At 34.8% G+C, this 25221-nt stretch carries 21 protein-coding genes; 4 read left to right on the top strand and 17 right to left on the bottom strand.

What is annotated here, in order from left to right:
• Nucleotides 1-285: 285 nt before the first annotated feature.
• The 6 genes from ABDW27_RS11620 to ricT form a co-directional block, all read right to left on the bottom strand.
• Entirely contained in the window at nt 286-723 is a 438-nt protein-coding gene (locus tag ABDW27_RS11620; RefSeq protein ID WP_343696055.1) for a hypothetical protein, read from the bottom strand.
• 127 nt (nt 724-850) lie between these two features.
• The gene (locus tag ABDW27_RS11625; RefSeq protein WP_343696056.1) at nt 851-1507 is read right to left on the bottom strand and encodes a CoA transferase subunit B; all 657 of its coding nucleotides are present in this window, start codon (nt 1505-1507) and stop codon (nt 851-853) included.
• Between the two features lie 97 nt (nt 1508-1604).
• Nucleotides 1605-2306, bottom strand: coding sequence for a CoA transferase subunit A (locus tag ABDW27_RS11630; RefSeq protein WP_343696057.1), 702 nt, complete (start codon nt 2304-2306; stop codon nt 1605-1607).
• A 410-nt stretch (nt 2307-2716) separates the two neighbouring features.
• Complete coding sequence (locus tag ABDW27_RS11635; RefSeq protein WP_343696058.1) at nt 2717-5023, bottom strand: transglycosylase domain-containing protein; 2307 nt, start codon at nt 5021-5023, stop codon at nt 2717-2719.
• Nucleotides 5024-5033: 10 nt separating this feature from the next.
• A complete protein-coding gene (locus ABDW27_RS11640; protein ID WP_343696059.1) occupies nt 5034-5513 on the bottom strand; it encodes a gliding motility lipoprotein GldH in 480 nt (159 codons plus the stop codon).
• Complete coding sequence (gene ricT, locus ABDW27_RS11645; protein WP_343696060.1) at nt 5497-6876, bottom strand: regulatory iron-sulfur-containing complex subunit RicT; 1380 nt, start codon at nt 6874-6876, stop codon at nt 5497-5499. The genes ABDW27_RS11640 and ricT overlap by 17 nt, the downstream gene beginning before the upstream one ends.
• 352 nt (nt 6877-7228) lie before the next feature.
• Between ricT and ABDW27_RS11650 the strand changes: the two genes are divergently transcribed.
• Nucleotides 7229-8032, top strand: a complete 804-nt coding sequence (locus ABDW27_RS11650; protein WP_343696061.1) for a hypothetical protein — start codon at nt 7229-7231, stop codon at nt 8030-8032.
• Between the two features lie 92 nt (nt 8033-8124).
• Here the strand turns inward: ABDW27_RS11650 and ABDW27_RS11655 are convergent, their stop codons facing one another.
• From ABDW27_RS11655 to ABDW27_RS11670, 4 genes are all read right to left on the bottom strand, one after another.
• Nucleotides 8125-8355, bottom strand: a complete 231-nt coding sequence (locus tag ABDW27_RS11655; protein ID WP_343696062.1) for a ferredoxin — start codon at nt 8353-8355, stop codon at nt 8125-8127.
• Nucleotides 8355-9596, bottom strand: a complete 1242-nt coding sequence (locus ABDW27_RS11660; protein ID WP_343696063.1) for a peptidase U32 family protein — start codon at nt 9594-9596, stop codon at nt 8355-8357. The genes ABDW27_RS11655 and ABDW27_RS11660 overlap by 1 nt, the downstream gene beginning before the upstream one ends.
• A gap of 266 nt (nt 9597-9862) precedes the next feature.
• On the bottom strand, nt 9863-10297 hold the full coding sequence (gene tnpA, locus ABDW27_RS11665) for an IS200/IS605 family transposase (RefSeq protein ID WP_343696064.1): 435 nt from the start codon (nt 10295-10297) through the stop codon (nt 9863-9865).
• A gap of 24 nt (nt 10298-10321) precedes the next feature.
• Entirely contained in the window at nt 10322-11680 is a 1359-nt protein-coding gene (locus tag ABDW27_RS11670) for a rhodanese-related sulfurtransferase (protein WP_343696065.1), read from the bottom strand.
• A 261-nt stretch (nt 11681-11941) separates the two neighbouring features.
• Between ABDW27_RS11670 and ABDW27_RS11675 the strand changes: the two genes are divergently transcribed.
• Genes ABDW27_RS11675 through ABDW27_RS11685 form a run of 3 tightly spaced genes read left to right on the top strand, consistent with a single transcriptional unit; the run spans nt 11942 to nt 17607 of the window.
• The gene (locus tag ABDW27_RS11675; protein WP_343696066.1) at nt 11942-13096 is read left to right on the top strand and encodes an efflux RND transporter periplasmic adaptor subunit; all 1155 of its coding nucleotides are present in this window, start codon (nt 11942-11944) and stop codon (nt 13094-13096) included.
• Nucleotides 13097-13099: 3 nt separating this feature from the next.
• Complete coding sequence (locus ABDW27_RS11680) at nt 13100-16246, top strand: multidrug efflux RND transporter permease subunit (RefSeq protein WP_343696067.1); 3147 nt, start codon at nt 13100-13102, stop codon at nt 16244-16246.
• Complete coding sequence (locus tag ABDW27_RS11685; protein WP_343696068.1) at nt 16243-17607, top strand: efflux transporter outer membrane subunit; 1365 nt, start codon at nt 16243-16245, stop codon at nt 17605-17607. Before ABDW27_RS11680 ends, ABDW27_RS11685 begins: the two co-directional genes overlap by 4 nt.
• Nucleotides 17608-17940: 333 nt before the next feature.
• On the opposite strand, the gene ABDW27_RS11690 is transcribed toward ABDW27_RS11685, so the two are convergent.
• The 7 genes from ABDW27_RS11690 to ABDW27_RS11720 form a co-directional block, all read right to left on the bottom strand.
• The gene (locus tag ABDW27_RS11690) at nt 17941-18351 is read right to left on the bottom strand and encodes a BrxA/BrxB family bacilliredoxin (protein ID WP_343696069.1); all 411 of its coding nucleotides are present in this window, start codon (nt 18349-18351) and stop codon (nt 17941-17943) included.
• Nucleotides 18352-18502: 151 nt separating this feature from the next.
• Nucleotides 18503-18934 (bottom strand): metalloregulator ArsR/SmtB family transcription factor, encoded by a 432-nt coding sequence (locus ABDW27_RS11695; RefSeq protein ID WP_343696070.1) that lies wholly within the window; start codon nt 18932-18934, stop codon nt 18503-18505.
• A gap of 313 nt (nt 18935-19247) precedes the next feature.
• On the bottom strand, nt 19248-20048 hold the full coding sequence (locus ABDW27_RS11700) for a tetratricopeptide repeat protein (RefSeq protein ID WP_343696071.1): 801 nt from the start codon (nt 20046-20048) through the stop codon (nt 19248-19250).
• Nucleotides 20049-20063: 15 nt separating this feature from the next.
• Nucleotides 20064-21236, bottom strand: coding sequence for a lycopene cyclase family protein (locus ABDW27_RS11705; protein ID WP_343696072.1), 1173 nt, complete (start codon nt 21234-21236; stop codon nt 20064-20066).
• Nucleotides 21237-21254: 18 nt separating this feature from the next.
• Nucleotides 21255-21719 carry a thioredoxin fold domain-containing protein gene (locus ABDW27_RS11710; protein WP_343696073.1) on the bottom strand — a complete coding sequence of 155 codons (465 nt, stop codon included), beginning with the start codon at nt 21717-21719 and terminating at the stop codon, nt 21255-21257.
• Nucleotides 21720-21902: 183 nt separating this feature from the next.
• The gene (locus tag ABDW27_RS11715; protein WP_343696074.1) at nt 21903-24155 is read right to left on the bottom strand and encodes a TonB-dependent receptor; all 2253 of its coding nucleotides are present in this window, start codon (nt 24153-24155) and stop codon (nt 21903-21905) included.
• Nucleotides 24156-24312: 157 nt separating this feature from the next.
• A complete protein-coding gene (locus ABDW27_RS11720; protein ID WP_343696075.1) occupies nt 24313-25221 on the bottom strand; it encodes an NAD(P)/FAD-dependent oxidoreductase in 909 nt (302 codons plus the stop codon).

The raw sequence follows: 25221 nt of genomic DNA on the forward strand, positions 1-25221 counted from the left end.
TCAAATAAATTAAAAGTAAGTAAATACTTAAATTCGAGATAAAAGTATTTTAATTTTGTTAGATAATCGATGAAATTTGCCGTTAATCGATAAAATGCAACATTTTTTACTTAAATTTCACAATTATATAACATACTTTAAGAATTTTGCAGCTAATATGTGAGAAAATTAATATATCAATTAATTTTAAAGTACTTAAATACAGATAAAAAAGCTTTCTGAAAGATAAATCAATAAAAAAAACCGCTCAAAAAGGCGGTTTATATTTTAATATGTGCAAATAAATTAAGGTCTGGAAAACTTTCTTTTTAATTTAAAAATAAACTCTTTCAATGTAATTTCATCTTCTTCATTTGAATCATCTTGAATTAATTCTGAAATATCTTTTTTTCTATAAGGAAGGAATAAGAAGAAAATTGAACTATTCGTATCATTTGTTGTTGCGCTTGGAAACATTGCCAATAAATAATAGAAAACCAAAAGTCTAACAAATACAAAAATCTTTCGAAAACCTTTACTTAAATCATATTTATTATTTTCGATAATAGCTTTAACAGTAAAATAAATGAGTTGAAGTACAAAAAGAGGTATAAGAATATTATAAAGATATTCCAAACTATTAATATCTATTAAACATATTACTAATATTATACAAATTGAAGAAACAACATTTACTATAAACAAATAACTTCCCCATTTAATATCTATTTCAAACTTTTCCAAATGTGCGCTTTTTAATTCACAGCAAATCTAAATAAAAAGATTACTTGTTATTTCATCTTAAAAATAAAAAAAGAGAATCCTCAATAATGAAAATTCTCTTTTATATAAATTAATTGTAAGATTAAAATCAGATATCCATTTCGGGAATTTCACCTTCAATAATCAAATCGGCTTCAGTTGAAGCTATAATATGCTCAACCGACACACCTGGCGCTCGTTCTAAGAGCTTAAAACCCTTTTCAGTTACTTCCAGAACAGCAAGTTCAGTTACGATCTTTTTAACGCATCCTACACCTGTTAAGGGTAAAGTACATTTTTTAAGAATTTTTGATTCTCCCGCTTTATTAACGTGCATCATGGCTACGATAATGTTTTCGGCGGAAGCCACTAAATCCATTGCGCCTCCCATTCCTTTTACCATTTTTCCCGGAATTTTCCAGTTGGCAATGTCTCCATTTTCAGAAACTTCCATTGCGCCCAAAATAGTTAAATCTACTTTTTGGCTTCGGATCATTCCAAAACTAAAAGCCGAATCAAAAAAACTGGCTCCCGGTAATGTTGTAATGGTTTGTTTTCCCGCGTTGATAATATCGGCATCTTCTTCTCCTTCAAAAGGAAAAGGCCCCATTCCGAGAACGCCATTTTCACTTTGAAATTCAACCGCAATATCTTCTCTCACATAATTTGCAACCAAAGTTGGAATTCCAATTCCTAGGTTTACAAAATATCTGTCTTTTACTTCTTTGGCGATTCTTTTCGCTATATCTTCTTTATTAAGTGCCATATTTCTAATGTGTCAATTTGGAAATTAGATAATTAGATAATGCCATACTTTGTGCAATCCAATAATTATCTAATTATCACATTTTCTAATTATCTAATTACGCTTTTTGTCTTACCGTACGCTGTTCGATTCTCTTTTCAAATTTTTCTCCCTGAAAAATACGCTGTACCATAATTCCCGGAATATGAATTTGATTTGGGTCAAGAGTTCCAACCGGAACCAGTTCTTCAACCTCAGCAATTGTAATTTTTCCGGCACCCGCCATACAAGCATTAAAGTTTCTGGCAGTTCCTTTAAAAATTAGATTTCCGGCTTCATCGCCTTTCCAGGCTTTTACGATTGAAAAGTCAGCTTTGAAGGCTTCTTCCATAATGTGCATTTTGCCATTGAACTCACGGACTTCTTTTCCTTCTGCCACTTCAGTTCCGTAACCAGCTGGTGTAAAGAAAGCAGGAATTCCGGCCTGAGCGGCGCGGCATTTTTCTGCCAAAGTTCCCTGCGGCGTTAATTCTACTTCAAGTTCTCCCGAAAGCATCTGACGCTCGAACTCGGCATTTTCACCTACATAAGATGAAATCATTTTTTTGATTTGCTTTTTCTGCAAAAGCAATCCTAAACCAAAATCATCGACACCTGCATTATTTGAGATACAAGTTAAATCTGAAATTGAAGTATTTACTAAAGCCGCAATTGTATTTTCCGGAATTCCGCATAAACCAAATCCGCCAAACATAATCGTCATTCCGGTTTCGATTCCTTTAATTGCGTCCTGAACATTATTTACTTTTTTTGTTATCATAACAAACTGTCTTTATTACCGTATATTTTTTGATAAAAATAAGATTTTTAGATTAAATTATATCGATTTCGTAAAAAATAAAATTTGAAATAAATTATTAATTACAATCAATTATATCATAGGAAATATTTCGTAGAGATTAAATATTGGTAGAAAATTTATTTGTTATAGTATTTTTGTCCCGTAGGGACTATACACAAAGTTCATCAAAAGTTTGTAAACGTGTAGTCCCTACGGGACATTTTCGAAGTTTTATCATTATACGCTGCCGATATTTAACTCCTAACGGAGTATTGAAAATATTTTTTATAGAGCTTAAGAATAAAACTGATATCCAAAAAAATCCTCTTATATTCTTCCATATTTAGAAGATCATAAGAGGATTTATTATTTTAAAAAACGAATTTAAATTATAACTCGAATTCGTCTGTATTTTGTTCTGTCTGCGTTGTGTCTTTTACAACTGCCGGTCTTTGGTAACAATCTACTTTTATAGAAAGGTTTGCCGGACGCTCAAATTCTGATTTAGAAATTTGGAGGCTTTCGTCTTTGTAGCAAAGTTTCATAAAATAAGCCCAAACCGGTAAAGCTGCCGTTGCACCTTGTCCGTAAGTTAAACTTTTGAAACGTGCCGAACGGTCTTCGCAACCCACCCAAACTCCGGTTACTAAGTTTGGAACCATTCCCATAAACCAACCATCTGACTGGTTTTGTGTTGTTCCTGTTTTACCTGCAATTGGGTTTTTGAACATGTATGGATATCCTGTCCAGCGATTATCTCCACTTCCTCCGCCCTGCGTACGTAAACGTGCTCCAGAACCAGTTTCGGTTACACCTTCTAATAATTTGATTACGGCAAAGGCGATATCTTTATTTAAAACATCATGAGATTCCGGAATTGGTTCGTAAATAACTTCACCGCTTTTGTTTTCGATTCTGCTTAAAAACTGTGGTTTTACATAAACTCCCTGATTGGCAAATGTGCTGTACGCCGCAACCATATCTTCAACCGTAATATCAACTGCTCCTAATGCGATTGAAGGCTGTACCGGAATTTCAGTTTTTACTCCCAATTTTCTTGTCAAGTCAACAACGGCTTCCGGCCCTGTTCTGTCAATTAATTTTGCCGAAACGGTGTTGATAGAGTTGGCCAAACCTTGTTTTAAAGTAACCATTCCGCGGTATCTGTTGTCAGAGTTTCTTGGTTCCCAGTCTTCTGTTACGTGGTGGCGTCCTTTATGAATCATGAAAGGTCCGTCAAGAATAGAATCACAAGGTGACATATTTAATTCCTCAATAGCTGTAGCATAAACGAAAGGTTTAAATGTAGAACCTACTTGTCTTGCTCCCTGACCTACGTGGTCGTATTGGAAATATTTGTAATTGATTCCACCAACCCACGCTTTAATATTTCCTGTTTGTGGCTCCATCGCCATTAAACCAGACTGTAAAAAGTGTTTGTAATAACGAATAGAATCAAGTGGTGTCATTGTTGTATCGCGTTCTCCTTTCCAGGTAAATACTCGCATTTTTGTTTTTACTTTGAAAGAAGCAATAATATCATCTTCGCTTTTATCCGCATCTTTCATTTGAGCCCAGCGAACAGAATTTTTCATGGCCTGCATCATGATTCTGTCTGTTTCTTGCTGTGTGATATTTACGAATGGGGCATTTTTATTGGTTTTCATTTCAATAAAAAATTGCTGCTGAAGGTTTTTCATGTGCTCAGAAACTGCCTCTTCTGCATATTGCTGCATTCTTGAATCGATAGTAGTATAAATTCTTAAACCATCTTTGTAAATATCGTATTCTGTTCCGTCTGGTTTTTTGTTTTCAGTCACCCATTTTTTCATGTAATCACGAAGATATTCTCTGAAATAGGTAGCTGTTCCTTCACGGTGGCTTTCTAACTTGAATTTTAATGCGATTGGTAATGCCTGCAATCTTTCTTTTTCAGCATTTGAAATCATTTTTGCTTTTGCCATCTGCGCAAGCACAACATTACGACGGTTTTTTACACCTTCTGGATTTCTAACCGGGTTATAAAGGCCTGAGTTTTTGAACATACCAACCAAAATAGCCGATTCGTCCATTGTTAAATCTTTTGGATCTTTTGAGAAATACGTTTGTGCCGCAGAACTTACTCCTACTGAATAGTTTCCGAAATCGTAAACGTTACAATACATGGCCAAAATCTCGTTCTTAGTGTATTGTCTTTCCAAACGTATGGCAATAATCCATTCTTTTATTTTCTGTACAATCCTGAAAGGAAGAAATTTAGATCCTTCTCCGTGAAATAATTGTTTTGCTAACTGCTGCGTTAATGTACTTGCTCCTCCATTTGTTCCTAAACTGAAAACAGCTCTTAAAGTACCACGCCCGTCAATTCCAGAGTGTTCATAGAAACGCGCATCTTCTGTTGCAACCAAAGCTTCAACCAGACTTTTTGGTAAATCTGAGTATTTTAGCTGTGATCTGTTAGTTTTGAAATACTTACCGAGTACAACTCCATCTGAAGAAATAATCTCGGTTGCCAAATTTGAATCTGGGTTTTCTAAATCTTCAAAAGAAGGCATAGAACCGAAAAATCCCCATGAGGCAAATAAAAAGAAAGCCAGAACCCCTAAAAGTGAATAGGCGAAAATTCTCCAAAACTTCTTTTTGTAGTAATTAATATCCTTTACGGTATTGGTTTGATTGTTTTTTTTGGCAGCCATAACTATTTTTCTAATCTTTTTGTTCTATTCTAAAACCTACGTCTGTAATACCCTCTAAAGCTTCAACTCCTGTAATTTTACCTGATTCTCTAACGGCTTGTTTAATGTGAACTTTGTATTTCCCTTTAAACTTAACATTTGATTTGTAAAAAAGCTTACTTTCTTTAATATCCGTAAAACCATTTCCCATCAATGTTCCGTCAGGATTAGCCATTTGGTATTCTAAAGTATCCACTTTTGTAAAACCGCTTGGCGTTTCGATAGCTACAATTAAAAACAAATTATTGAAGGGATAATTATTGTTATCTCTCACATTTACAAATAAATCGTAATTTTTTTTAGAATCTAAAACCGGCAGGTCAAAAGTTACAACACTGTCTTTGTGCCAGGCATTTCCAACAGATTTATACTCATCGAATACTCTCTTTTTGTCGCACGAAAAAAGAAGTATCGCTGCCAAAAGAAGAATCCCGCTATTTTTTATTCTCATTTTTTGTATTAATTATAGGTTTTCTAGGTTCATTAGGTTTGTTTTCATTAGAATTCTGCTTATTCGGATTGTTTGATTTATTCGAATTTTTGTGCTTATTCTTATGATTTGGTTTATTTGGGTTGTTTGATTTATTATTCTGCTGATTTGGATTTTCGCCGCCAGCAGGTTTATTATTGTGATTATGTACCTGTTTTGGTTTTTCAGTTGTCGCAACAGCTGCTGTTTCAGCATTTTGTTTTTTCTTGCGATTTGGTTTTTTCTTTCTCTTTGGCTGATCAAAACGCGTTAAACTTTCCTGACCCATTGCATTGTTAAAGTCTTTTTCAGGTTCTGAAGTAACTTCAATTGCAAAATCTTCTAAAGATGAAACTTTGTTTTTTTGTTTATTTTCGGCAATAATCTCTTTTACCTGATCTATTTTTAAAACGTGCCAGTTGGCAAAATTATTCGTGTACGCAAACCACATCAATCCTTTAAAAATATCTTGTTTCTGGCAGACTGCATCTCCTTTTTCGGTTATTAGCTTTGTATCGTAATCCGGAAAATCCTTCAATGCATCCATGTAAGTATCTAACTCATAGTTTAAACAGCATTTTAGTTTTCCGCATTGTCCGGCCAGTTTTTGTGGATTCAATGATAATTGCTGATAACGTGCTGCCGAAGTATTGACACTTCTAAAATCAGTCAGCCAGGTCGAACAGCAAAGTTCACGTCCGCAAGAACCAATCCCACCTAAACGAGCTGCTTCCTGACGGAAACCTACTTGTTTCATTTCGACTCTTGTACTGAATTCTTTAGCAAAATCCTTAATCAAAAGTCTAAAATCAACTCTGTCATTTGCCGTATAGTAAAATGTTGCTTTTGATCCGTCTCCCTGAAATTCAATATCCGAAATTTTCATTTCTAATTTATGCTGAATAGCCAATTCACGTGCACGAACTTTCATTGGTTCTTCACGATCACGTGCCACAGACCAGATATCGATATCTTTTTGAGATGCTTTTCTGTAAATTTTAGGAACTTCATTACTATCCGGATTTACTCCTTTTTTCTTCATTTGAATTTTTACCAATTCTCCTGTCAAAGTAACAATTCCAATATCATGTCCCGGCGAAGCAACAGTTGCTACAATATCGCCAATACTTAAAGTTAATTTCTCTGTATTTCTAAAAAATTCCTTACGTCCGTTTTTAAAACGAACCTCAACACAATCAAAAATCGACTCTCCATTAGACGGACTCATGTTTGAAAGCCAGTCAAAAACCGTCAATTTATTGCAGCTATCGGTGCCGCAAGTCCCATTATTTTTACAACCTTTTGGTGCGCCACCATCTGAGGTTGAACAACTTGTACATGCCATAATTATATATGTAGTGCTGCCAAAATACAGCTTAAGTTCATAAACGTTTGATCGGTAAAGATAGTATTTTTTTATTTGGCTATTTATAGATTAATTCTAAAGGGGTGTTAAAAGATTAACCGGCTTTTTATTAAAGAAAAACCACTGTATCTGAATCACTTACAAACTCTTCTTCGTTCAATTTTAAAGCTTTTAACTTACGTTTAATTTAATTTTCACGAAGCATTAAGTTTTTTGTAAGAAATTTATAGATACATTTGTCAGCTTTTGAAATTGTCTTATCATAAAGACAAAATTTAGGCTTAAAATAATTAATATTTTCTAAAAACAACAAATCATTGAGATTTAACTAATGAAAACATTTCTCTTAATTATATCGTCCTTAAAATTTATTATCCTTACAGCACAAGTTAAGGAAAAAGATACTCTTTTTTTTAATCTCGATAAGTATTATACAATATCGTCATCGATTGAACTAAAACAGTCAAACGAAAAATATACTCAAAAGCTGGCATTTCAAAAAATGCAATTTAGACAGACAAACACAGACGGCTACATTTATTTTACTGCAGATTCTCTTCCTCAGAAAGAAATTAAACCCAAGAAAATATTATCAATAAAGGATTATATTGAAAATAAGAAATTTTATTATGACGGCAATCATAATAAAATAGTCGACAAATGGAAACTTAAAGACTCATTAACTGATAAGTACGTTATCTTTTTTGTCAACGGTAATGAATTGATTAAGTCTAAAAATTTAGAATATATTTCTTATTATCCAATTCAAAAAGATTTAAAAATTGTAGAAAACAGAAGAAAGGATACGCTTTTTTTTAAACTGGACAATAAATACATTTACGAACCTGAGCATTGTACACCAAAAAGATATTTATTAAAAGATGGCGGAAAATCTAAAACCGGTACTTTTTTCTTTGAAGAATTCGATGTACAAACCCGACCAAGATTTAAATCTAAAAAAATACTTAATTTAGAAAGTTTCGTACATTCATCCCGATTTTACAACAGTGAACTAAATATAATTGAAGATCGTAATCTTTCTGATTTTTTTAGCAATTATGTTGTATTTCTTTTTAGAGATACTGAAAACAAAGATGATTACATTCAAATTAAGAGTTACTCAACTATTGAATAAATCGTCGATAATGTTTAAGTTACATGAGGTAACAGCAAAAAATCCCTATTTTGTTTTTCAAAAAGGGGATTTTTGTTTTTATTTAATGATTTCTAAGTTTCCTTAACCGTAATAATCTTAACCGGACAAGCTTTTGCCGCCAATTCACAACTCTCAACAATCGTATGATTTGTTGATTTCAATGTAAAAAAGCCTTTTGCATTCTGCGAATGAATCAAAACCGATTTTCCATCTTTTTTGGACATTTGAAAATGAATAGGATCCATTTCAACACAGTAATTACAGCCAATGCATTTATCTCTTTGTAAAGTAACTACAACCATTATGCTTCAACAATTTTATACAGTTTGTCAGACATTCTGATTCTGAATGGCATTTTGAAACTGCAATCATCACCTTTTGTTGCTTTTTCTGCCGCAGCATCGTTTACAAACATTTCATCAATAATCATTTCCTGAGCGCCTGTACTTGGTCCGGTTACCAAAATTTTATCTCCGATTTTAATGTCATAAGCTTCAATCCTAAACTGTCCAACTTCGGCTTTTGGGAAATAATGTATTCCTTTTCCAACATAAACCTTTTTCTGCGTTGCCGCTGATCCTGGAATATCGCTCCACTCGCCTAATTCCTGACCCAGATAATATCCAGACCAAAATCCTCGATTGTAAACGGTTTCTAAAGCTTTCATCCAAACTGCTGTTTTTTCTTTTGAGAAAGTGCCTTCGTAATACGCATCAATCGCTTCTCGATACGTTTTAGTTACTGTTGCAACGTATTCTGGTGCACGGCCACGTCCTTCAATTTTTAAAACTTTAATTCCAGAATCGATAACCTGATCTAAGAAATGCAGTGTACATAAATCTTTTGGCGACATCATGTATTCGTTATCCAATTCGATTTCAAAACCTGTTTCCTGATCGATAACGGTATATTTTTTTCGGCAGTTTTGTTTGCACGCACCGCGATTCGCAGAAGAATTATGAGAATGTAAACTCAAATAACATTTCCCTGAAACCGCCATACACAGTGCTCCGTGTCCAAAAATTTCGATTTCTACTAAATTTCCGTTTGGCCCTTTAATCTGTTCTTTTTCAATTTGGTCGGTGATATTTTTTACTTGACGTAAGCTTAATTCACGACTTAAAACCATTGTATCGGCAAATAAGCTGTAGAATTTTATGGTTTCGATATTCGTTACATTCAATTGTGTCGAAATATGAACTTCCATTCCGATAGATCTCGCCATCGCAATGACAGCTTGATCTGACGCAATTACGGCTGTAATATTGGCTTCTTTGGATTTCGTCAATAATGTTTTTACGACTGATAAATCGTGATCGTAAATAATCGTGTTTAAAGTAAGATAGCTTCGAACGTTTTTGGCTTCGCATCGATTGGCAATTTCTTTTAAATCATCAATCGTAAAATTGATTGTCGAACGCGCACGCATATTAAGCTGTTCAACTCCAAAATATACCGAATTACAGCCATTATCTAAAGCAGCCTGAAGTGACTCAAAATCTCCAGCCGGAGACATGAGTTCGATTGTATTGTTAATTGTCATTTTTGATTCTATTATTCCAATGAAATGATTTTTGATCAGTCATCTAAGAATTGACAAAAATAATGTGGTGGTAGATTAGATTCCTATGACTTTTATCATAGTTTATATTTTAAAAATTATTTGTAAAGCGTTAGACAATTTTTGTTAAACATTGCCCACGGTTTCAACCGTGGGAAACGTATTGTTATGCAACGTTAAGGATTTGCATTGTGTACCCACGGTTGAAACCGTGGGCTATGTTTATATGCTGTGTTGGTTGAATATCTTTATGGTGTATACAATCCATGTAATTTTACAAATTCATCAAATTCTTGCTGTCCGTTTTTTTTCAGATGATGTTGTTTTTGATTTTTTATATAATTATAAACAGCATCTAACTGAGATTCGCTTACTGCAAAAGCTGCGTAACCAGTTTGCCACGCGAATTTTTCAGGAATTAGATTTACTCCATTTATACAATGAGAAGATCCTCCTTTTGCTTGACGAATTATATCTGATAGAGATTTTTTCGGATTTAATAAAAATAAAACATGTATGTGGTCAGTCATTCCGTTAATGATTCTAACAGGGCAATCCAAGTCAATTAATTCATCGTGAATATAATCATGCACGTTTTTCTCAATTGAAAAATCAATTAATTCCTTACGATTTTTAGTTGCCCAAATGGCATAAATCCATAATTTGGTAAAAGAATGTGACATTGTAAATTAGGGTTTAAAAAACCGCTAATTTACAATTTTATACAATTTATCTGACAAACGAATACGATAAGGCACCTCAAAAGTAACCTTATCTCCAATTTTAGCAGTTTGAGTTTCTGCACCATTAACAATGATTCTATTTAAAATCATTTCCTGATCTCCAGTAGTTGGACCAGAAATTAAGATTTTATCACCACTGCTTAACTCTTGGTTTTCGATTGTAAACTGTCCAACTTGTGCTTTTACATAATAATGTTCTGCTTTTCCAAGAAGTACTTTCTTTACTTTTATTTTCTGACGAATATCCGCTGGCTTTTGTGCAGTCGCCAACGCAGTTTCTGGTAGTTCGCCTGAGTGTTTAAATTTCAGATTTTCAGATTTTCCTTTTCTGAATACTTTATTTCCAACCTGTTTTCCAGTTCTTAAACGAACCTGATCCACCAATGGCATATGGATAATCTCTAAACATTCTGTCGAACAACAGTTTTCCATTGCCGCTTTACATTCATCACATTGGATGAATAATAAATGACAACCGTCATTTTCACAGTTCGTGTGATTATCACAAGGTTTTCCGCATTGGTGACATTGCGAAATAATATCATCTGTAATTCTTTCACCCAGACGATTATCAAATACGAAGTTTTTTCCAATGAATTTGCTTTCCAAACCTTCTTCTTTCAATTGTTTAGCGTAATTAATAATTCCGCCTTCCAATTGATAAACATTTTTGAAACCTTGGTGTTTGAAATACGCACTAGCTTTTTCGCAACGGATTCCTCCAGTACAATACATTACCAGATTTTTATCGTCTTTGTGATCTTTAAGCTGTTCGTTGATAATTGGCAAACTCTCTCTGAAAGTCTCTACATCTGGAGTAATCGCGCCTTTAAAATGTCCAACTTCACTTTCGTAATGATTTCTAAAATCTACTACAATTGTGTTTGGATCATCAAGGATTTCGTTGAATTCTTTGGCTTTTAAGTGAACGCCAATATTGGTAACATCAAAAGTCTCGTCGTTTAAACCGTCTGCAACGATTTTGTGTCGCACTTTGATGGTCAATTTTAAAAAAGAATGATCGTCTTGTTCTACGGCAACATTCAATCGTATACCTTTCATGAAATCGTAAGCTTCAAGAGTTTCTCTAAAAGCTTCAAAATTTTCGGCAGGAACACTCATCTGAGCATTAATTCCTTCAGAGGCAACATAAATTCTTCCCAATGCATCTAGTGCATTCCAGGCAATGAACAAATCGTTACGAAATTTTTGTGGATCTTGAATTTTGGCATACGCATAGAAAGACAACGTTAGTCGTTGTTTACCCGCATCATCGATCATGATGGCTCTTTCTTCTGCGCTTAAAGTGTTATACAGTTGCATGCTATAAACAGTTTTAAGTTAAGAATAAATTAATTACGAATCTATAAATGGAATAAATTCGGGCGCAAAGGTAAGGCTTTCTTTTCAATTTTAAAAACAATAAAAATGCTTGATTTTTGGAACCATACTAAGAAATGTAAGTTCATTATTAAAGCGATTTTTATACGCAACAAAGTTGCTTTAACAAAAAACAGCCCTTGTTTATCAATTGGTTACAAAAATTCATTAAATTTATGTGGTATAATTTTAACATTTATGATCATGAATGCTTTAAAACTACCAAAACCAATCCTTCCCCTCTTCATTCTTTTTACCTTATTTACTTCCTGCAAAAAAGAACAGCCCAAAGCACCTCCTCCAATGCAGGCTCCTTTTGTTACGGTCAAAAGTGAAGATGTCCCCATTTATAAAGATTTTGCAGGACAGACTTTTGGAGATTTAGACATTGAATTAATCGCAAGAGTTGATGGTATTCTCACCGGAATTCATTTTAAAGAAGGCCAGAGAGTCAAAAAAGGCCAACTTTTGTATACCATCGACCCGTTAGAATATGATACCAAAGTAGAGCAGGTTCGCGGTCAAGTTGCCGGTGCTCAAAGCAATTTGGTAAATGCCGAAGAAGAACTTAAAAGAATCCGCCCGCTTGCCGATATGAATGCCGTAAGTAAACGAGAGTTGGATGCCGCTGTCGCGAAAGACAAAGCGGCACGTTCGAACCTAAATAGTATGCAGGCGAGTTTGAGAAATCAGCAAATTGAACGAGGTTATTGCGATATAAAATCTCCAATTGATGGCGTTATCGGACTTTCGAATGCCAGATTGGGAGATTATATTACCCGAGTTGGAAATGATTCTAAACTCAATACCGTTTCTAAACTCGAAAAAGTCAGAGTTCAGTTTACAGTGAGCGAAGCCGATTATCTTCGTTATCAAAAACAAGTCAAAGCCGGAGAACGTATTACTGATCTTGCTTTAATTCTTTCAGACGGAAGCACACATCCTTATAAAGGTTCTTTAAATTTCTCCGACACCAAAATAGATCCCACAACCGGAACTGTAACCATCGAAGCACAATTTCCAAATCCTGACGGTACTTTACGATCTGGTCAATTTGCAAAAGTGCGTGTTTTGATTCGTACTCAAAAAGATGCTATAGTGATTCCGCAAAAAGCAGTAACTGAAATTCAGGGACTTTTTCAGGTTTCCATTATAGATGAAAAAAACACCATTCAAACCCGAATGGTCGAGGTTGGCCAGAAAATTGGTGTCGACTGGATCATTACCAAAGGTTTAAAACCCGACGAAAAAGTAGCCATTATTGGTAATCAGTTTATTCAGCCCGGATCAACCGTTGTTCCGGTTCCTTATGTTGCCGACAAAGATAAAAAGCAGATTGCATCATCTCTAAACAACTAGATTATGGATAATTTCTTTGTACGCAGACCAATCGTTGCTATTGTTCTCTCCATTTTCATTGTTTTAATTGGAGGTCTTTCTGTCCTTTCGACTCCTATTGCTCAATATCCGGAAATTGCCCCGCCTTTGGTACAAGTTTCTACGAGTTATCGTGGTGCCAATGCCCTAAATGTTGAGCAGGCAGTTGCCACACCAATCGAGCAAAAAGTAAACGGAGTTGAAAATATGCTTTATATGCAATCTACCAATACAGGTGATGGAAGTATGACGCTTAACATTACTTTCGACATGGGAACCGATTTGGATAACGCCACTATGCTGACCCAAAACCGAGTTAACGAAGCAACCAATAAACTTCCAAATGACGTAAAAACAACGGGAGTTACGACCAAAAAGTCGCTCTCAATGCCCATGCTGATTTTATCCTTGTATTCTCCAAACAAAACTTTCGACGGAAACTTTCTAACCAATTATGCCAATATCAACATTGTAGATGCTTTGGCACGTATTAAAGGAGTTGGAGAAGTTACACTTTACGGAGGAAGCAATTATGCGATGCGAATTTGGGTCAAGCCCGATATCATGGCCAAATACAATCTGACCGTTCCTGATATCATTCGCTCCATTCAAGATCAAAATGCTATTGCGCCTGGAGGAAAATTTGGTGCTCCGCCAGCAACCGAAAATAACGAGTTTACTTATAATGTTATGCTGAAAGATCGCTTGGTAAATCCTGAAGATTTTGAAAATATTATTTTAAAATCCAATATCAGCAATCAGCAGGTTCGTTTAAAAGATGTTGGAACGGTAACCTTAGGAACCGAAAGTTATGCTTCAATTGCCAAATTAAACGGAAACCCTGCCGGAACAATCGGAATCAAACAAATGCCAGGTTCGAATGCATTGGAAGTTGCCGAAAATGTAAAAAATACTATAGAAAGACTCAGCAAAAGATTTCCGCAGGATTTAAAATACCGTGTTTCTTTAGATACAACTCTTGCCATTTCTGAAGGTATCAACGAAATCATGCACACTTTGGTCGAAGCGATTATTCTGGTAATTATCGTGGTTTTTATCTTTCTTCAAAACTGGCGTGCGACTTTAATTCCGCTTTTGACTGTTCCTGTTTCGTTAGTTGGGGTTTTTATGCTTTTCCCTTTGCTTGGTTTTTCCATAAATGTACTTTCCCTTTTAGGATTAGTATTGGCCATCGGAATTGTCGTCGACGATGCCATTGTGGTGGTTGAAGCCGTAATGCATCATATCGAACAAGGAATGTCGCCACGGGATGCTACCAATCAGGCAATGAAAGAAGTTTCCGGACCTGTAATTGCGATTGCAATTGTATTGACAGCCGTATTTATTCCCGTAGCTTTAACGCCCGGAATTACGGGAAGATTGTATCAGCAATTTGCTATTACAATTGCTATATCTGTGATTTTCTCTGCATTAAGCGCTTTAACTTTAAGTCCGGCTTTATGTTCTCTTTTATTAAAACCGAATCAGGAAGCAAAAGGCTGGCTTGGAAAATTCTTCGGATGGTTTAATGATAAGTTTGGAAAATTCACCAATAAATACACTGGCTTTTCAGGTTTTCTAATTAAAAAAACAGCACGAAGCTTAATCTTCATCGGAATTGTGGTTGGAGCTATTATTCTTTTGGGAGGAAAAATTCCGGGCGGTTTCGTTCCCGAAGAAGATCAGGGATATATGTTTGTGAATATTGAACTTCCTGGTGCTTCATCTTTAGAAAGAACAGGAAAAGTGATTCAGAAAGTAGAACATATTCTTTCTCAAAATCAAGGTGTTGAATATTACACTTCGGTTGCCGGATTTAGTTTAATCAAAAATTCTGTGGCTACTAATAACGGATTTTTCTTTGTTGCTTTGAAAGAATGGAAAGAACGCGAACAAGATGTTTTTCAAATTTTAAAAGAAGTCAATGGAAAAGTAGTTTTCGGAATTCCCGAAGCTACAGTCTTTGCTTTTGGTCCTCCGCCTATTACGGGAATCGGAAATGCAGCCGGATTCTCGATGATGCTTCAGGATCGGGAAGGAAATACACCGCAGTATCTTTTTGCAAACGCGCAGCAATTTATGGCCGAAGCCAAAAAGAGGCCTGAAATTGGAACCATTCGAACGACTTTTAATCCAAATGTACCACAGATTAGTCTGGATATCGATCGGGAAAAAGTCACCGAACTCAATCTTTCTTTATCTGATGTGAATCTCGCTATTGGAGCCAGTTTAGGAGGACAATATATTAACGAGTTCAACAAATTCGGGCGACAATATATCGTACTGCTTCAGGCCGATCCGAGTTATACTGTAAATCCCGAAGACATTAATAAAATATTTGTTCGGAGCAAAGACAACAAAATGATTCCGATCACAAGTATAGCCACAATTCGAAAAGTAAGCGGTCCCGAGTTTACAACCCGTTTCAATTTGTACCGAGCAGCCGAAATTGGCGGAACTCCCGCTCCCGGATTTACTTCGGCGCAAGCCATGACTGCTTTACAGGAAACTGCAACTAAAGTACTTCCTGCAGGAATGGGTTACGAATGGGCAAACATGAGTTATCAGGAAAAACAGGCTGAAGGAAAAGGAAACACCGTTTTTCTCATGGCATTGCTTTTTGTGTTTTTAATTCTCGCTGCGCAATACGAAAGCTGGAAACTGCCTTTCAGCGTTTTACTCGGGACGCCTTTTGCTGTTTTTGGAGCCTTTCTCGGATTATACATTTGTCGATTGCTGAGTCCCGATTATGTAAACAATGTCTTTGCTCAAATCGGATTGGTAATGCTTATCGGACTTGCTGCCAAAAATGCGATTCTGATTGTAGAATTTGCCAAAGAAGAATATGAAAAAGGAATGCCCGCAAAAGACGCTGCTTTGTACGCTGCAAAACTGCGCTTCCGCCCTATTTTGATGACCGCTTTTGCTTTCATTTTGGGAGTTGTTCCGTTGTTAACTGCAACCGGTGCCGGAGCTCAAGCCAGAAAAGTGATGGGAATGACCGTATTCAGCGGAATGCTCGTAGCGACCATTTTGGGAGTTTGTTTGATTCCCGTCTTATTTGTTTTTATTGAAACATTCGGAAAGAAAAAAACCGAGGAAACCGATGAACCTAAAACAGAAGAACAATGAAAACTCTAAAGATATTTTTAGCGCTCTTTTTGATAGCTGTTTTTCCTTACGGATGTATGGTCGGACCAAAATATGCCAAACCAGAACAGCCTCAGGCAGATTCTTTCCGATATAGCAATCAGCCTGCTGATACTACAAAATCGGTTACGACTATAAAATGGTCATCGATATTTAACGATGATGTTTTGATTGGTTTAATTGAAAAAGGAATCCAAAACAATTACGATCTTAAAATTGCAATTGCTCGTTTGGAGCAAGTACAGGCCAATCTCGGAATGGCAAAAGCTGATTTATTTCCATCTTTTCAATATTCTGGTCAGGTAAATAGTGCTCAAACTTTTCAGTGGCCTTCGGCTGCATTGGCTAATATGTCTTGGGAATTGGATTTTTGGGGAAAATACCGCCATCAGAAAAAAGCACTTCAAAATGAGCTTTTAGCAACTGATGAAGCCAGAAAAGTAGTTCTTTCTACAATTGTCAGCAACATTGCCATTTCTTATTTCGAACTGCGTGATTTCGACAATCAATTGGAAATTACCATTCATACTTTAGAAACCAGACAAAAAGCTTATGACATCATCAACGAACGTTTTATAAGTGGTTATGTTGCCGAATTGGATAAAGTACAAATCGAACAACAGGTTGCCATCGCCGAAGCGAATATTCCGTTAATCAAAAGACAAATTACGGCTTTAGAAAATGCTATTTCGGTTTTGATTGGACAGATTCCGCAAGCCATTCCGAGAGGAAAAACCAATAGCGAATTATTAATTCTTACTGAATTTCCAACTTCTGTTCCATCGGCTTTATTAGAAAACAGACCCGATGTAAAACGTCAGGAATATTTATATAAAGCTTCGTTTGAAAGAATTGGCGTTGCGCAAGCGATGCGATATCCATCATTTAACATTTCAGCTATCGCAGGTTTTACCAACATTATGATTAATGATTTGTTTAATGATGGCTCTTACATCCAAAATGTTGGTGGTGGCATTACCGGACCTATTTTCAATTTTGGAAAAAACAAACGCCGTGTGGATTACAATAGAAAGTTAACCGAGGAAATGAAATTCAACTTTCAGAAAACATACCTAACGGCAATTGCAGAAGTAGAAAATTCACTTCAAAATACTGCCATGTTCAAAGAAGAATGGACCGCCAGAAACCGACAAGTGGTTGCCGCACAAAAAAACTATGATTTATCTAACGCAAGATATTACAACGGTTATGTTTCGTATCTGGAAGTACTAGACGCACAAAGATCGTTGTTTGAAGCGCAGTTAAGTCTTTCACAGTTAACCCAAAAACAATTGAGTTCTATGGTTCAGCTGTATAAAGCACTCGGCGGGGGATGGAATTAGTTTTTTTGGAGGTTCTGAGGTACTAAGGTGCTAAGATTCTAAGGTTTCTCAGCGCATTTAATAAAAACTCAGCTTTTTAAATAATGCCATCATTCCGTAGGAATGTTTCGTCGGTAGAAAAAAATAGCAATCAAACGTTCATCCAGAACGTTAAACAATGACAACAATACAAATTTTCTACTAACCAAACATTCCTATAGAACATTAAAATAAAAAGGGTTGTTTCATAAATGAAACAACCCTTTTTTAATATTTGTAACTCTGTACCTTTGTCACTTTGTATCTAAAACCTTAGAACCTCAGCAACTCAGAACCTTAGCACCTTAAAAAAAATTAGCAGAATTCGTTAAACGCATCTTGCAAATTCTCAGCGATCATTTCAGCTGGACGTCCTTCGATGTGATGACGCTCTAACATATGAACCAATTCTCCGTTTTTGAATAAAGCCATAGATGGCGATGATGGAGGAAAAGGAAACATGTGTTGTCTTGCAGCATCAACTGCTTCTTTGTCAACACCAGCGAAAACAGTTACAAGGTGATCTGGTTTTTTAGCTCCTTCTAAACTCATTTTTGCTCCCGGACGTGCATTTCTTGCAGCGCACCCGCAAACAGAGTTTACAACAACTAAAGTGGTACCTTCAGCTTTGATAGCATTCTCAACAGCTTCAGCACTATGTAAATCTTGAAACCCAGCAGCTGTTAATTCAGCTTCCATTGGTTTTACCATATCTAGTGGATACATATTTTTGTCTTTTAAAATTTTACTTTTGATCTGCAAAGTTACAAAGTTTACTCGCAACTAGTTAATTTGAAGTATAAAGTTTTGTTATAGTTCGATATTAAATTTTTAGTCTGGTAAAGTTTGCCTTGCAACGCAAATACTGCTAGAAAATTTAAACCGCCACTTTATCTGTTTTTTTATGTTCAAACTCGTAATTGTATTGCTTCAAATAGTTTTTTTTGCCTTTGATTTTACGTCTGGTAGTTAAAACGGTTGCTTTTTCTTTTTCAGAAACTTCCATAGTAGAAAGATAACTGGTAAAGAATTTTTTTAAATTTTCAATATTGTCAACCTCAATTGAATAAATTGTCTTTTTTCCTTCGTTTTTAATATTTACCAGATTCCCTTTTTTTAACTCTAACAAATGTTTGGATATAGTTGACTGCGCTAACGGAATCAATTCTACTATTTCACCACAAGTTCTGTTGTTTTTTTTCCACAAAAGTGTCATAATCTGAATTCGCGCAGGATGCCCAAGTGCTTTACATATTTTTCCTATCGCAGCAGTTTCTGCATCAAAATTTAAGTTTTTCGTAATTCCCATAAATCAAACAATCATCTTAATCGTAAATAACCGATCATACCACATTTATAATAATCTTGAAGACCGTTATTTTGTTTATTTTTCTTCTTTATTTTACTCATTCAATCATTCTTAAAAAAACTTTTTTATTGTTTTCAAAAATTGAATTGAGCATTGTTATTGAATAAACAAAATTAAAACCCGACCGGTTTACACTACCTCCTCAAAAAGTCAATAAAAGAAGAAAATAGGGTATATTTTTCAGTACAAAACAAAGTTCGCAGCCTTATTTTTAAGGCATGCACTATTTTTAACGATAAAAGGAATTTTATGATTATTGTTTGATGAATTTCCTTTGATAAGGATAGGTTTCATAAACCGTATTATCTTCATTAATAGAAAATCCTTTTGAGGCATCTTCTTTAGCATTATTTACTAAAGCCATGAATTCCTCTTTCGGTTTTCCTTGTTTAAACCAGCAGATTGCTTTATAGAACTTAACATCTGAAAACTCCGGATAGATTTTTAAGGCTTTATCAAAAATTGCAATTGCTTCGTCCCATTTTTTCAGTTCATATTTAGCAATTCCCTGATAAAAATAAGCTGTAGGATGTTCTAAGTGATCTCTGTTTTTATAAATATCATTTACGTAGTCATCCAAAAGTTTCTCTGCTTTATTATATTCATTTAATTGTAAATAGCACAAAGCGATATAAAAGTTGTAGGAATGATCCATTACATAGCTATTTCCGTAAAGCTTGATACATTCTTCAAAGTCTTTTATGGCATCCTGATATGTTTTTGCAAAAATGCATTTAATAAAACCACGGTACGGAAGCCATTCCTGTTTATTATACATAACTGCCTTATCTAAATATGGCATTCCAACTTCGTATTTTTTACATTTAAAATACGGCATTGCTTTTTCCTGCCACAAATAAGCAACTGTACTGTCTTTCTTCAAACCTTCATCGAGACAGGTCTGCCATTCAGACATTTCAATATTATAGTTATGTTTTTCGGCACAATTTGTTAAATATTCTTCGATGATGCCATCATGCGCTTTGTTTAAAGAAACCTGACCAAAAGATAAAAAAGTAAAAAAGAAACAAAATCCTAAAGTAATATTTTTCAAAGGCTGTGTTTTAGGTTAAACTTTATTTGAAAGAAAAATCACTCTAAATAACGCTTTTAAAAATGGAACTTTTGGGCATTTTAAAATAACTTTAACATCTTCAATAAAATTAGTTTCTTCATCTAAGAACTTGAAGATCAAAGCTGGAGATGCTTTTTTAAATAAAGAAGAAAAAATACGGCTTCCTAATTCATTTTGATGATAAAGAATATCCAGAAGCAGTAAATCATAGAACCAGAATCGGTTTTTTTTATGAAAATCATTCATTTTGAAATCTTCTTTTTGAATGAATTGTACTAATTGAGAAGATTTTTTATCTGCGTTTTTAAATGTGTAACCTGTACTGGCCTTCGTCCACCCGCCGGCGGTGCCAATATTGAGAACCCGTTTTGTATTTTTCTCCCAAAAAGGATAACTGGTCATTGGGATGCTTCCCTGCTCTTTTTCCAGAATTTCAAACTGATTTGCTCCTAATTGCTCAAGATATTTCTGAATCTCATTTTCGTATTCAACTGTTTGAAGGAGTTTTTCTGAAAATAAAGTATATTCTATTAAAGCTTCTGTTTTAGAAATGGGTAAAACATACATAAACCTCGTATTGCCTTTTTGTTCTATAGAAAAATCCATGAAAGTGGCTTCATCCGGATTAAAAGCATCTGTTTCTGTTTTTACAAACCAGCCTACAAAATGCTGTTGTAAAACAGGATATTTAGTTTGAGCTTTAGCGAAAGCTTTTGTGTAAATACTGTTGAATAAGTAATTGCATGTATATCGGTTTTCTTCGGTACCCACAAAAACATGGGTTTTGAGTTCGTTGATATCGGTTACTTTTTCATTTAGAAAAATAATATTGGAATGCTTTAAAAGCTCTTCGAAAACAAAACTGTAAAAATCAATTCCGTTAATTTGGCTGTATTGATAAGGTTTTAACGTCAAATGGCGTTTAAAATTTTCATTTGCAAACAAAGCCTGATCCCATTTTTTTGAGATAACCGAATCCCAAATTGTGTCTTCTTTTTGCCAAAAACACCAAGTTCTGTCGTTTGTTTTCTTCAAATCCTGATCTAGCAGCAAAATAGACTTTTCTGAAAATTTCCCGGATAAAATTATTTTATAGATGGTCATTAAAGATGCCAGTCCGGTTCCTGTAAAAATATAATCGAAATGTTTTATTTGGGAGGAATTCATTCTCAAAAATAAGAAAATTTATTCTTTCAGTTTTTCTAAAAGAAGTTTTAAATCTTTAGGGTTTAAATAGCTATTATTCTGAAATATAATTTCATTTTTCTCATTCAAAACACATAAAACCGGATATACAATTTGATCATTAATTGTTCCAAGCTCCAAGGCCAGTTCATGAACGCCAATATTATTTCCCGAAGGTTTGTATTTAAATGTCTGATTATGAAAAGTAATATCCCGCTTTTCCTCAGCATTAAAATCAACAAAGTAGAAATTTGAATTTAGTTTTTCAATTATTTCTTTGTCTTTAAAAGTCGTTGCTTTCATCCTTTGGCAAAACTGACACCAATCGGTATGAATAAAAACAATGATTTTTCGTTTTTGAATTTGTTGTAAACTATCTACATCTTCAAAAGTTCTGTTTTTTAATTGACAGAATCCTGTTGAAGTTATTCCGAAGAAAAATATTAGTAGAAATAGCTTTTTCATTGTGTTGTCATTAAAATTTTCATACTATTAAACTGGACTGAAGTCCAGCCCTACAAAATAGTTCGTTCCGTTGGAACTTTAAAGAGCCATAGGCTCGATTTATATTGTAGAGCTGGACTTCAGTCCAGTTTAATTAAATTATATTGTTTCATTTTATATTGCTATGAAATATGTGCCCTAAATTTATCTCAAAGTATATCGCAATCCTAAAAAACCTCGAATGGTTTGGTTTTGTCCATAAACATAAGTCGTATCAAAAGTTAACCCGTACGGATTATCTGGCGTAACCAATACTTTTCCGTTTGCATCATACTGCACATTTTTATCAAAAGGATCGTTTGTTCTCGAAATCAAAAACGGATTATTTTGTTTTGGAGTAAAGTTCAGCAAATTTTTGACGCCGCCATATAGTTCAAAATTCTTCCAGCCCGTATACGTAAACTGAATGTTCTGAATACTATACCAAGGTGAGTTTGGATTTCTTGGATCGTATTCGTTCAGTAAAGGCAGTTTCATCGGACTGTAAACATTTCCGGTATAATCCAAAAGTAAATTCCAAGGTTCGATTTTGTATGAAATGCTCCAGGTTCCGGTGAAATTTTCAGTTAGAAAAGGTCTTTCAGAAATTCCGTTCTGAACATTTTTATTATCCAGAAATGTTGCTCCTAAAATAAATTTCAAACCATTCGTAAAGTTAACATCAACATTGGTACTTATTCCCTGACTCAATGCATAACCATCAATATTGTCATAAATGATTTTGTTTGGGTCAGTTTCATAATCTGAAATGATTTTATTACTAAATCGGGTATAAAAAGCGGTTGTTTCAATTCCCATAAAAGTTCCATTTCCGAAATTGATTTTCTGAATATAATTCAAATTCACATTTACAGATTGTTCTGGTTTCAAGTCGTTTTTGATTATTACAACTCTTGAACCTGTCAAAGCAGCGTGGTCTTCGGTAAACAAATTCACAACTCTAAATCCGGTTCCGGCATTCAATCTAAAAATGGTGTTTTCATTGGCTTTGAAACGATACGCAAATCTTGGTGTAAATATCGAGCCATGAATGGAGTTATAATCATATCGCATTCCGAGCAAAACCTGGCTTTTTGGAGAAAAGGTTATTTCATCCTGAACAAAAACGCCCGGAAGCCAGGTTTTTTCAGCTTCATTTGTTGCCGGCGTGTTATCATCATAATACGTATAACGACTGGCTATTCCAGCCAATAAATCATTTCGGCCGATTTTTTTATCCCAGGTCAATTGAAGAAAACCAATTTTTTGATTGGCGATATACGAAGTTGTTCCATAACGACTGTCCTGATAATGTACATTTCCAGAAAACGAAAGCATCAGTTTTTCCTCAAATGGCAATTGGTAACTTCCTATTAATTCGGCTCTTTTGGTATAAATGCTTTCGCCATAAATTTCATCTCCGCCACGATATTTTTTTTCCCAGCGAACATCTCCTCCCCAGCGATCTTCATACATTCCGCGAGCAGCGATCGTAAAAAGACGATTATTATTTCGCTGAAAACTCCATTTATTAAAAACCGAAACACGATCAGAAAGCGTTACATCTGTAAAATTGTCCTTGTCTTTATCAATAACCTGATTGTAATTGAAATAGTTAATTCCTAAAAGCGAAATCGCTTTTTTGCCGGCATTGAATTTCATACCCAAATCCAGATTGTTCTCCAAATAAGTCGTCGTAAAATAATCGGCAGTAAACATTGGTGCATTGGTTGGGTTCTTGGTGATAATGTTGATTAATCCGCCAACTGCTTCACTTCCATAAAGAGATGAAGCCGGACCTTTTACAATTTCTATTCGTTCAACCAAAGAATTCGGAATTCCCGATAAACCATAAACTGTCGAAAGACTGCTTACAATAGGCATTCCGTCAATCATAACTAAAGTATACGGACCTTCTAATCCATTTATGTGAATATCTCCCGTGTTGCAAACTCCGCAATTAAGCTGAGGGCGGACTCCGTTTATATTTTGCAACGCATCGTAAATACTTGGCGTTGGGTTTTTCTTAAAAAAAACGGGTGAATAAACTTCAACCGGAACAGCACTTTCTAAACGTTTTACTGGTTTTAAAGTTCCCGAAACGACTACTTCATTAAGTTCATTTTGATCTTCTTTTAATTCAAAATCAAGATTTAGATTTTGATTTTCTGATAATGCTATTTTTTGGGTCAACGTTTTGAATCCAGTCGAGATTATTGCGATTTTATAACTTCCCGCCGGAATGTTTTCAAGTTTGTAATTGCCCAGAGAATCTGTTTGTGTTTTAAAGTTTGTATTTAATAAACGAATATCAATTTCCTGCCTAAGAGGACTATCTGAATTTATTTTTCCAGTAATATTTTGAGAATATATAGATTTAGTTGTTATTATTAATATTGTCAAAAATAAATATTTCATTGTTGTAAAATTAAATTTAGACAAAACTAAAAATTAAATTTGACAAATAATGATTCTATTGTCAATAATTTTAAACGGATTGAATTCAATATGTTAGATTTTGAACGAAAAATATCTTTCTATAGATTTTCAAACCTGTCGGGTTTAAAAATCTTTATTATCGAAAATCTTCGTCAATCAATTCTTTGTTAATGACTGCACCGGCAAAAGAACCAGTAGAAACTGCAATGGCAACAGATCGCATTTGCGTTGTGCAGTCGCCGCTCGCAAATACTCCTGCTATATTTGTCTTTTGCATCGCATCGACTTTTAGGAGGTTTTGTTCGTTAAGTTCACAACCCAAAGTTGCGGGAATTGAACAGTGTTGTTCAAAAGGCGGTTTGGTATAAATGGCTTTTACGGCTACTTTTTCCTGGTTTTTTAATATTATATTCTGAATATGTCCGCCATTATGTTCAAAAGAATCTATTTCGTCTTCAAAAATATGAACACCATGTCTTTGTAAAGTTTCGGTTTGTTCCAAAGTCAATTGGGATATTCCATTGGTACATAATCTCAGATCTTTAGTCCAGTTCGAAATCAATTTGGCATATTCAAACCCCATTTCTCCATTGGCAATAATGGCTGTTCTTTCTGTTTTTACTTCATAACCATGACAATACGGACAATGTAAAACAGAAATTCCCCAGCATTCAGCAAAGCCTTTAATTTCAGGAAGCAAATCTTTAACTCCGCTTGCAAACAAAATTTTTCTTGATGTAAAAACTTCACCGGATTGTGTCGTTATTTCAAATCCATTCTCATTCTTAACTCCTTTTACAGCAAGTCCGTTATAAAATTGCACCGTTTTATAAAGATCAACCTGTAGTTTGGCTTTCGCCGAAATCACAGCAGGCTTTTCGCCATCTTGTGTAATGAAGTTATGAGAATAAGGTGTTTGTCTGTTACAAGGCTGACCGCTGTCGATAACTAAAACCTGACGCAATGAACGCCCTAAACTCATTGCCGCTGATAACCCGCTGTAACTTCCGCCAATAATAATCACTTCAAAATTTTTCTGTTCCAT

It is taken from the genome of Flavobacterium sp. (assembly GCF_039595935.1).
Classification (GTDB): domain Bacteria; phylum Bacteroidota; class Bacteroidia; order Flavobacteriales; family Flavobacteriaceae; genus Flavobacterium.

Excerpts from the sequence above, each read along its gene's own strand:
- ABDW27_RS11625 (WP_343696056.1), bottom strand. The coding sequence starts at position 1,507 with ATGGCACTTAATAAAGAAGATATAGCGAAAAGAATCGCCAAAGAAGTA.
- ABDW27_RS11630 (WP_343696057.1), bottom strand. The coding sequence starts at position 2,306 with ATGATAACAAAAAAAGTAAATAATGTTCAGGACGCAATTAAAGGAATC.
- ABDW27_RS11635 (WP_343696058.1), bottom strand. The coding sequence starts at position 5,023 with ATGGCTGCCAAAAAAAACAATCAAACCAATACCGTAAAGGATATTAAT.
- ABDW27_RS11640 (WP_343696059.1), bottom strand. The coding sequence starts at position 5,513 with ATGAGAATAAAAAATAGCGGGATTCTTCTTTTGGCAGCGATACTTCTT.
- ricT (WP_343696060.1), bottom strand. The coding sequence starts at position 6,876 with ATGGCATGTACAAGTTGTTCAACCTCAGATGGTGGCGCACCAAAAGGT.
- ABDW27_RS11650 (WP_343696061.1), top strand. The coding sequence starts at position 7,229 with ATGAAAACATTTCTCTTAATTATATCGTCCTTAAAATTTATTATCCTT.
- ABDW27_RS11655 (WP_343696062.1), bottom strand. The coding sequence starts at position 8,355 with ATGGTTGTAGTTACTTTACAAAGAGATAAATGCATTGGCTGTAATTAC.
- ABDW27_RS11660 (WP_343696063.1), bottom strand. The coding sequence starts at position 9,596 with ATGACAATTAACAATACAATCGAACTCATGTCTCCGGCTGGAGATTTT.
- tnpA (WP_343696064.1), bottom strand. The coding sequence starts at position 10,297 with ATGTCACATTCTTTTACCAAATTATGGATTTATGCCATTTGGGCAACT.
- ABDW27_RS11670 (WP_343696065.1), bottom strand. The coding sequence starts at position 11,680 with ATGCAACTGTATAACACTTTAAGCGCAGAAGAAAGAGCCATCATGATC.
- ABDW27_RS11675 (WP_343696066.1), top strand. The coding sequence starts at position 11,942 with ATGAATGCTTTAAAACTACCAAAACCAATCCTTCCCCTCTTCATTCTT.
- ABDW27_RS11680 (WP_343696067.1), top strand. The coding sequence starts at position 13,100 with ATGGATAATTTCTTTGTACGCAGACCAATCGTTGCTATTGTTCTCTCC.
- ABDW27_RS11685 (WP_343696068.1), top strand. The coding sequence starts at position 16,243 with ATGAAAACTCTAAAGATATTTTTAGCGCTCTTTTTGATAGCTGTTTTT.
- ABDW27_RS11690 (WP_343696069.1), bottom strand. The coding sequence starts at position 18,351 with ATGTATCCACTAGATATGGTAAAACCAATGGAAGCTGAATTAACAGCT.
- ABDW27_RS11695 (WP_343696070.1), bottom strand. The coding sequence starts at position 18,934 with ATGGGAATTACGAAAAACTTAAATTTTGATGCAGAAACTGCTGCGATA.
- ABDW27_RS11705 (WP_343696072.1), bottom strand. The coding sequence starts at position 21,236 with ATGAATTCCTCCCAAATAAAACATTTCGATTATATTTTTACAGGAACC.
- ABDW27_RS11710 (WP_343696073.1), bottom strand. The coding sequence starts at position 21,719 with ATGAAAAAGCTATTTCTACTAATATTTTTCTTCGGAATAACTTCAACA.
- ABDW27_RS11715 (WP_343696074.1), bottom strand. The coding sequence starts at position 24,155 with ATGAAATATTTATTTTTGACAATATTAATAATAACAACTAAATCTATA.
- ABDW27_RS11720 (WP_343696075.1), bottom strand. The coding sequence starts at position 25,221 with ATGGAACAGAAAAATTTTGAAGTGATTATTATTGGCGGAAGTTACAGC.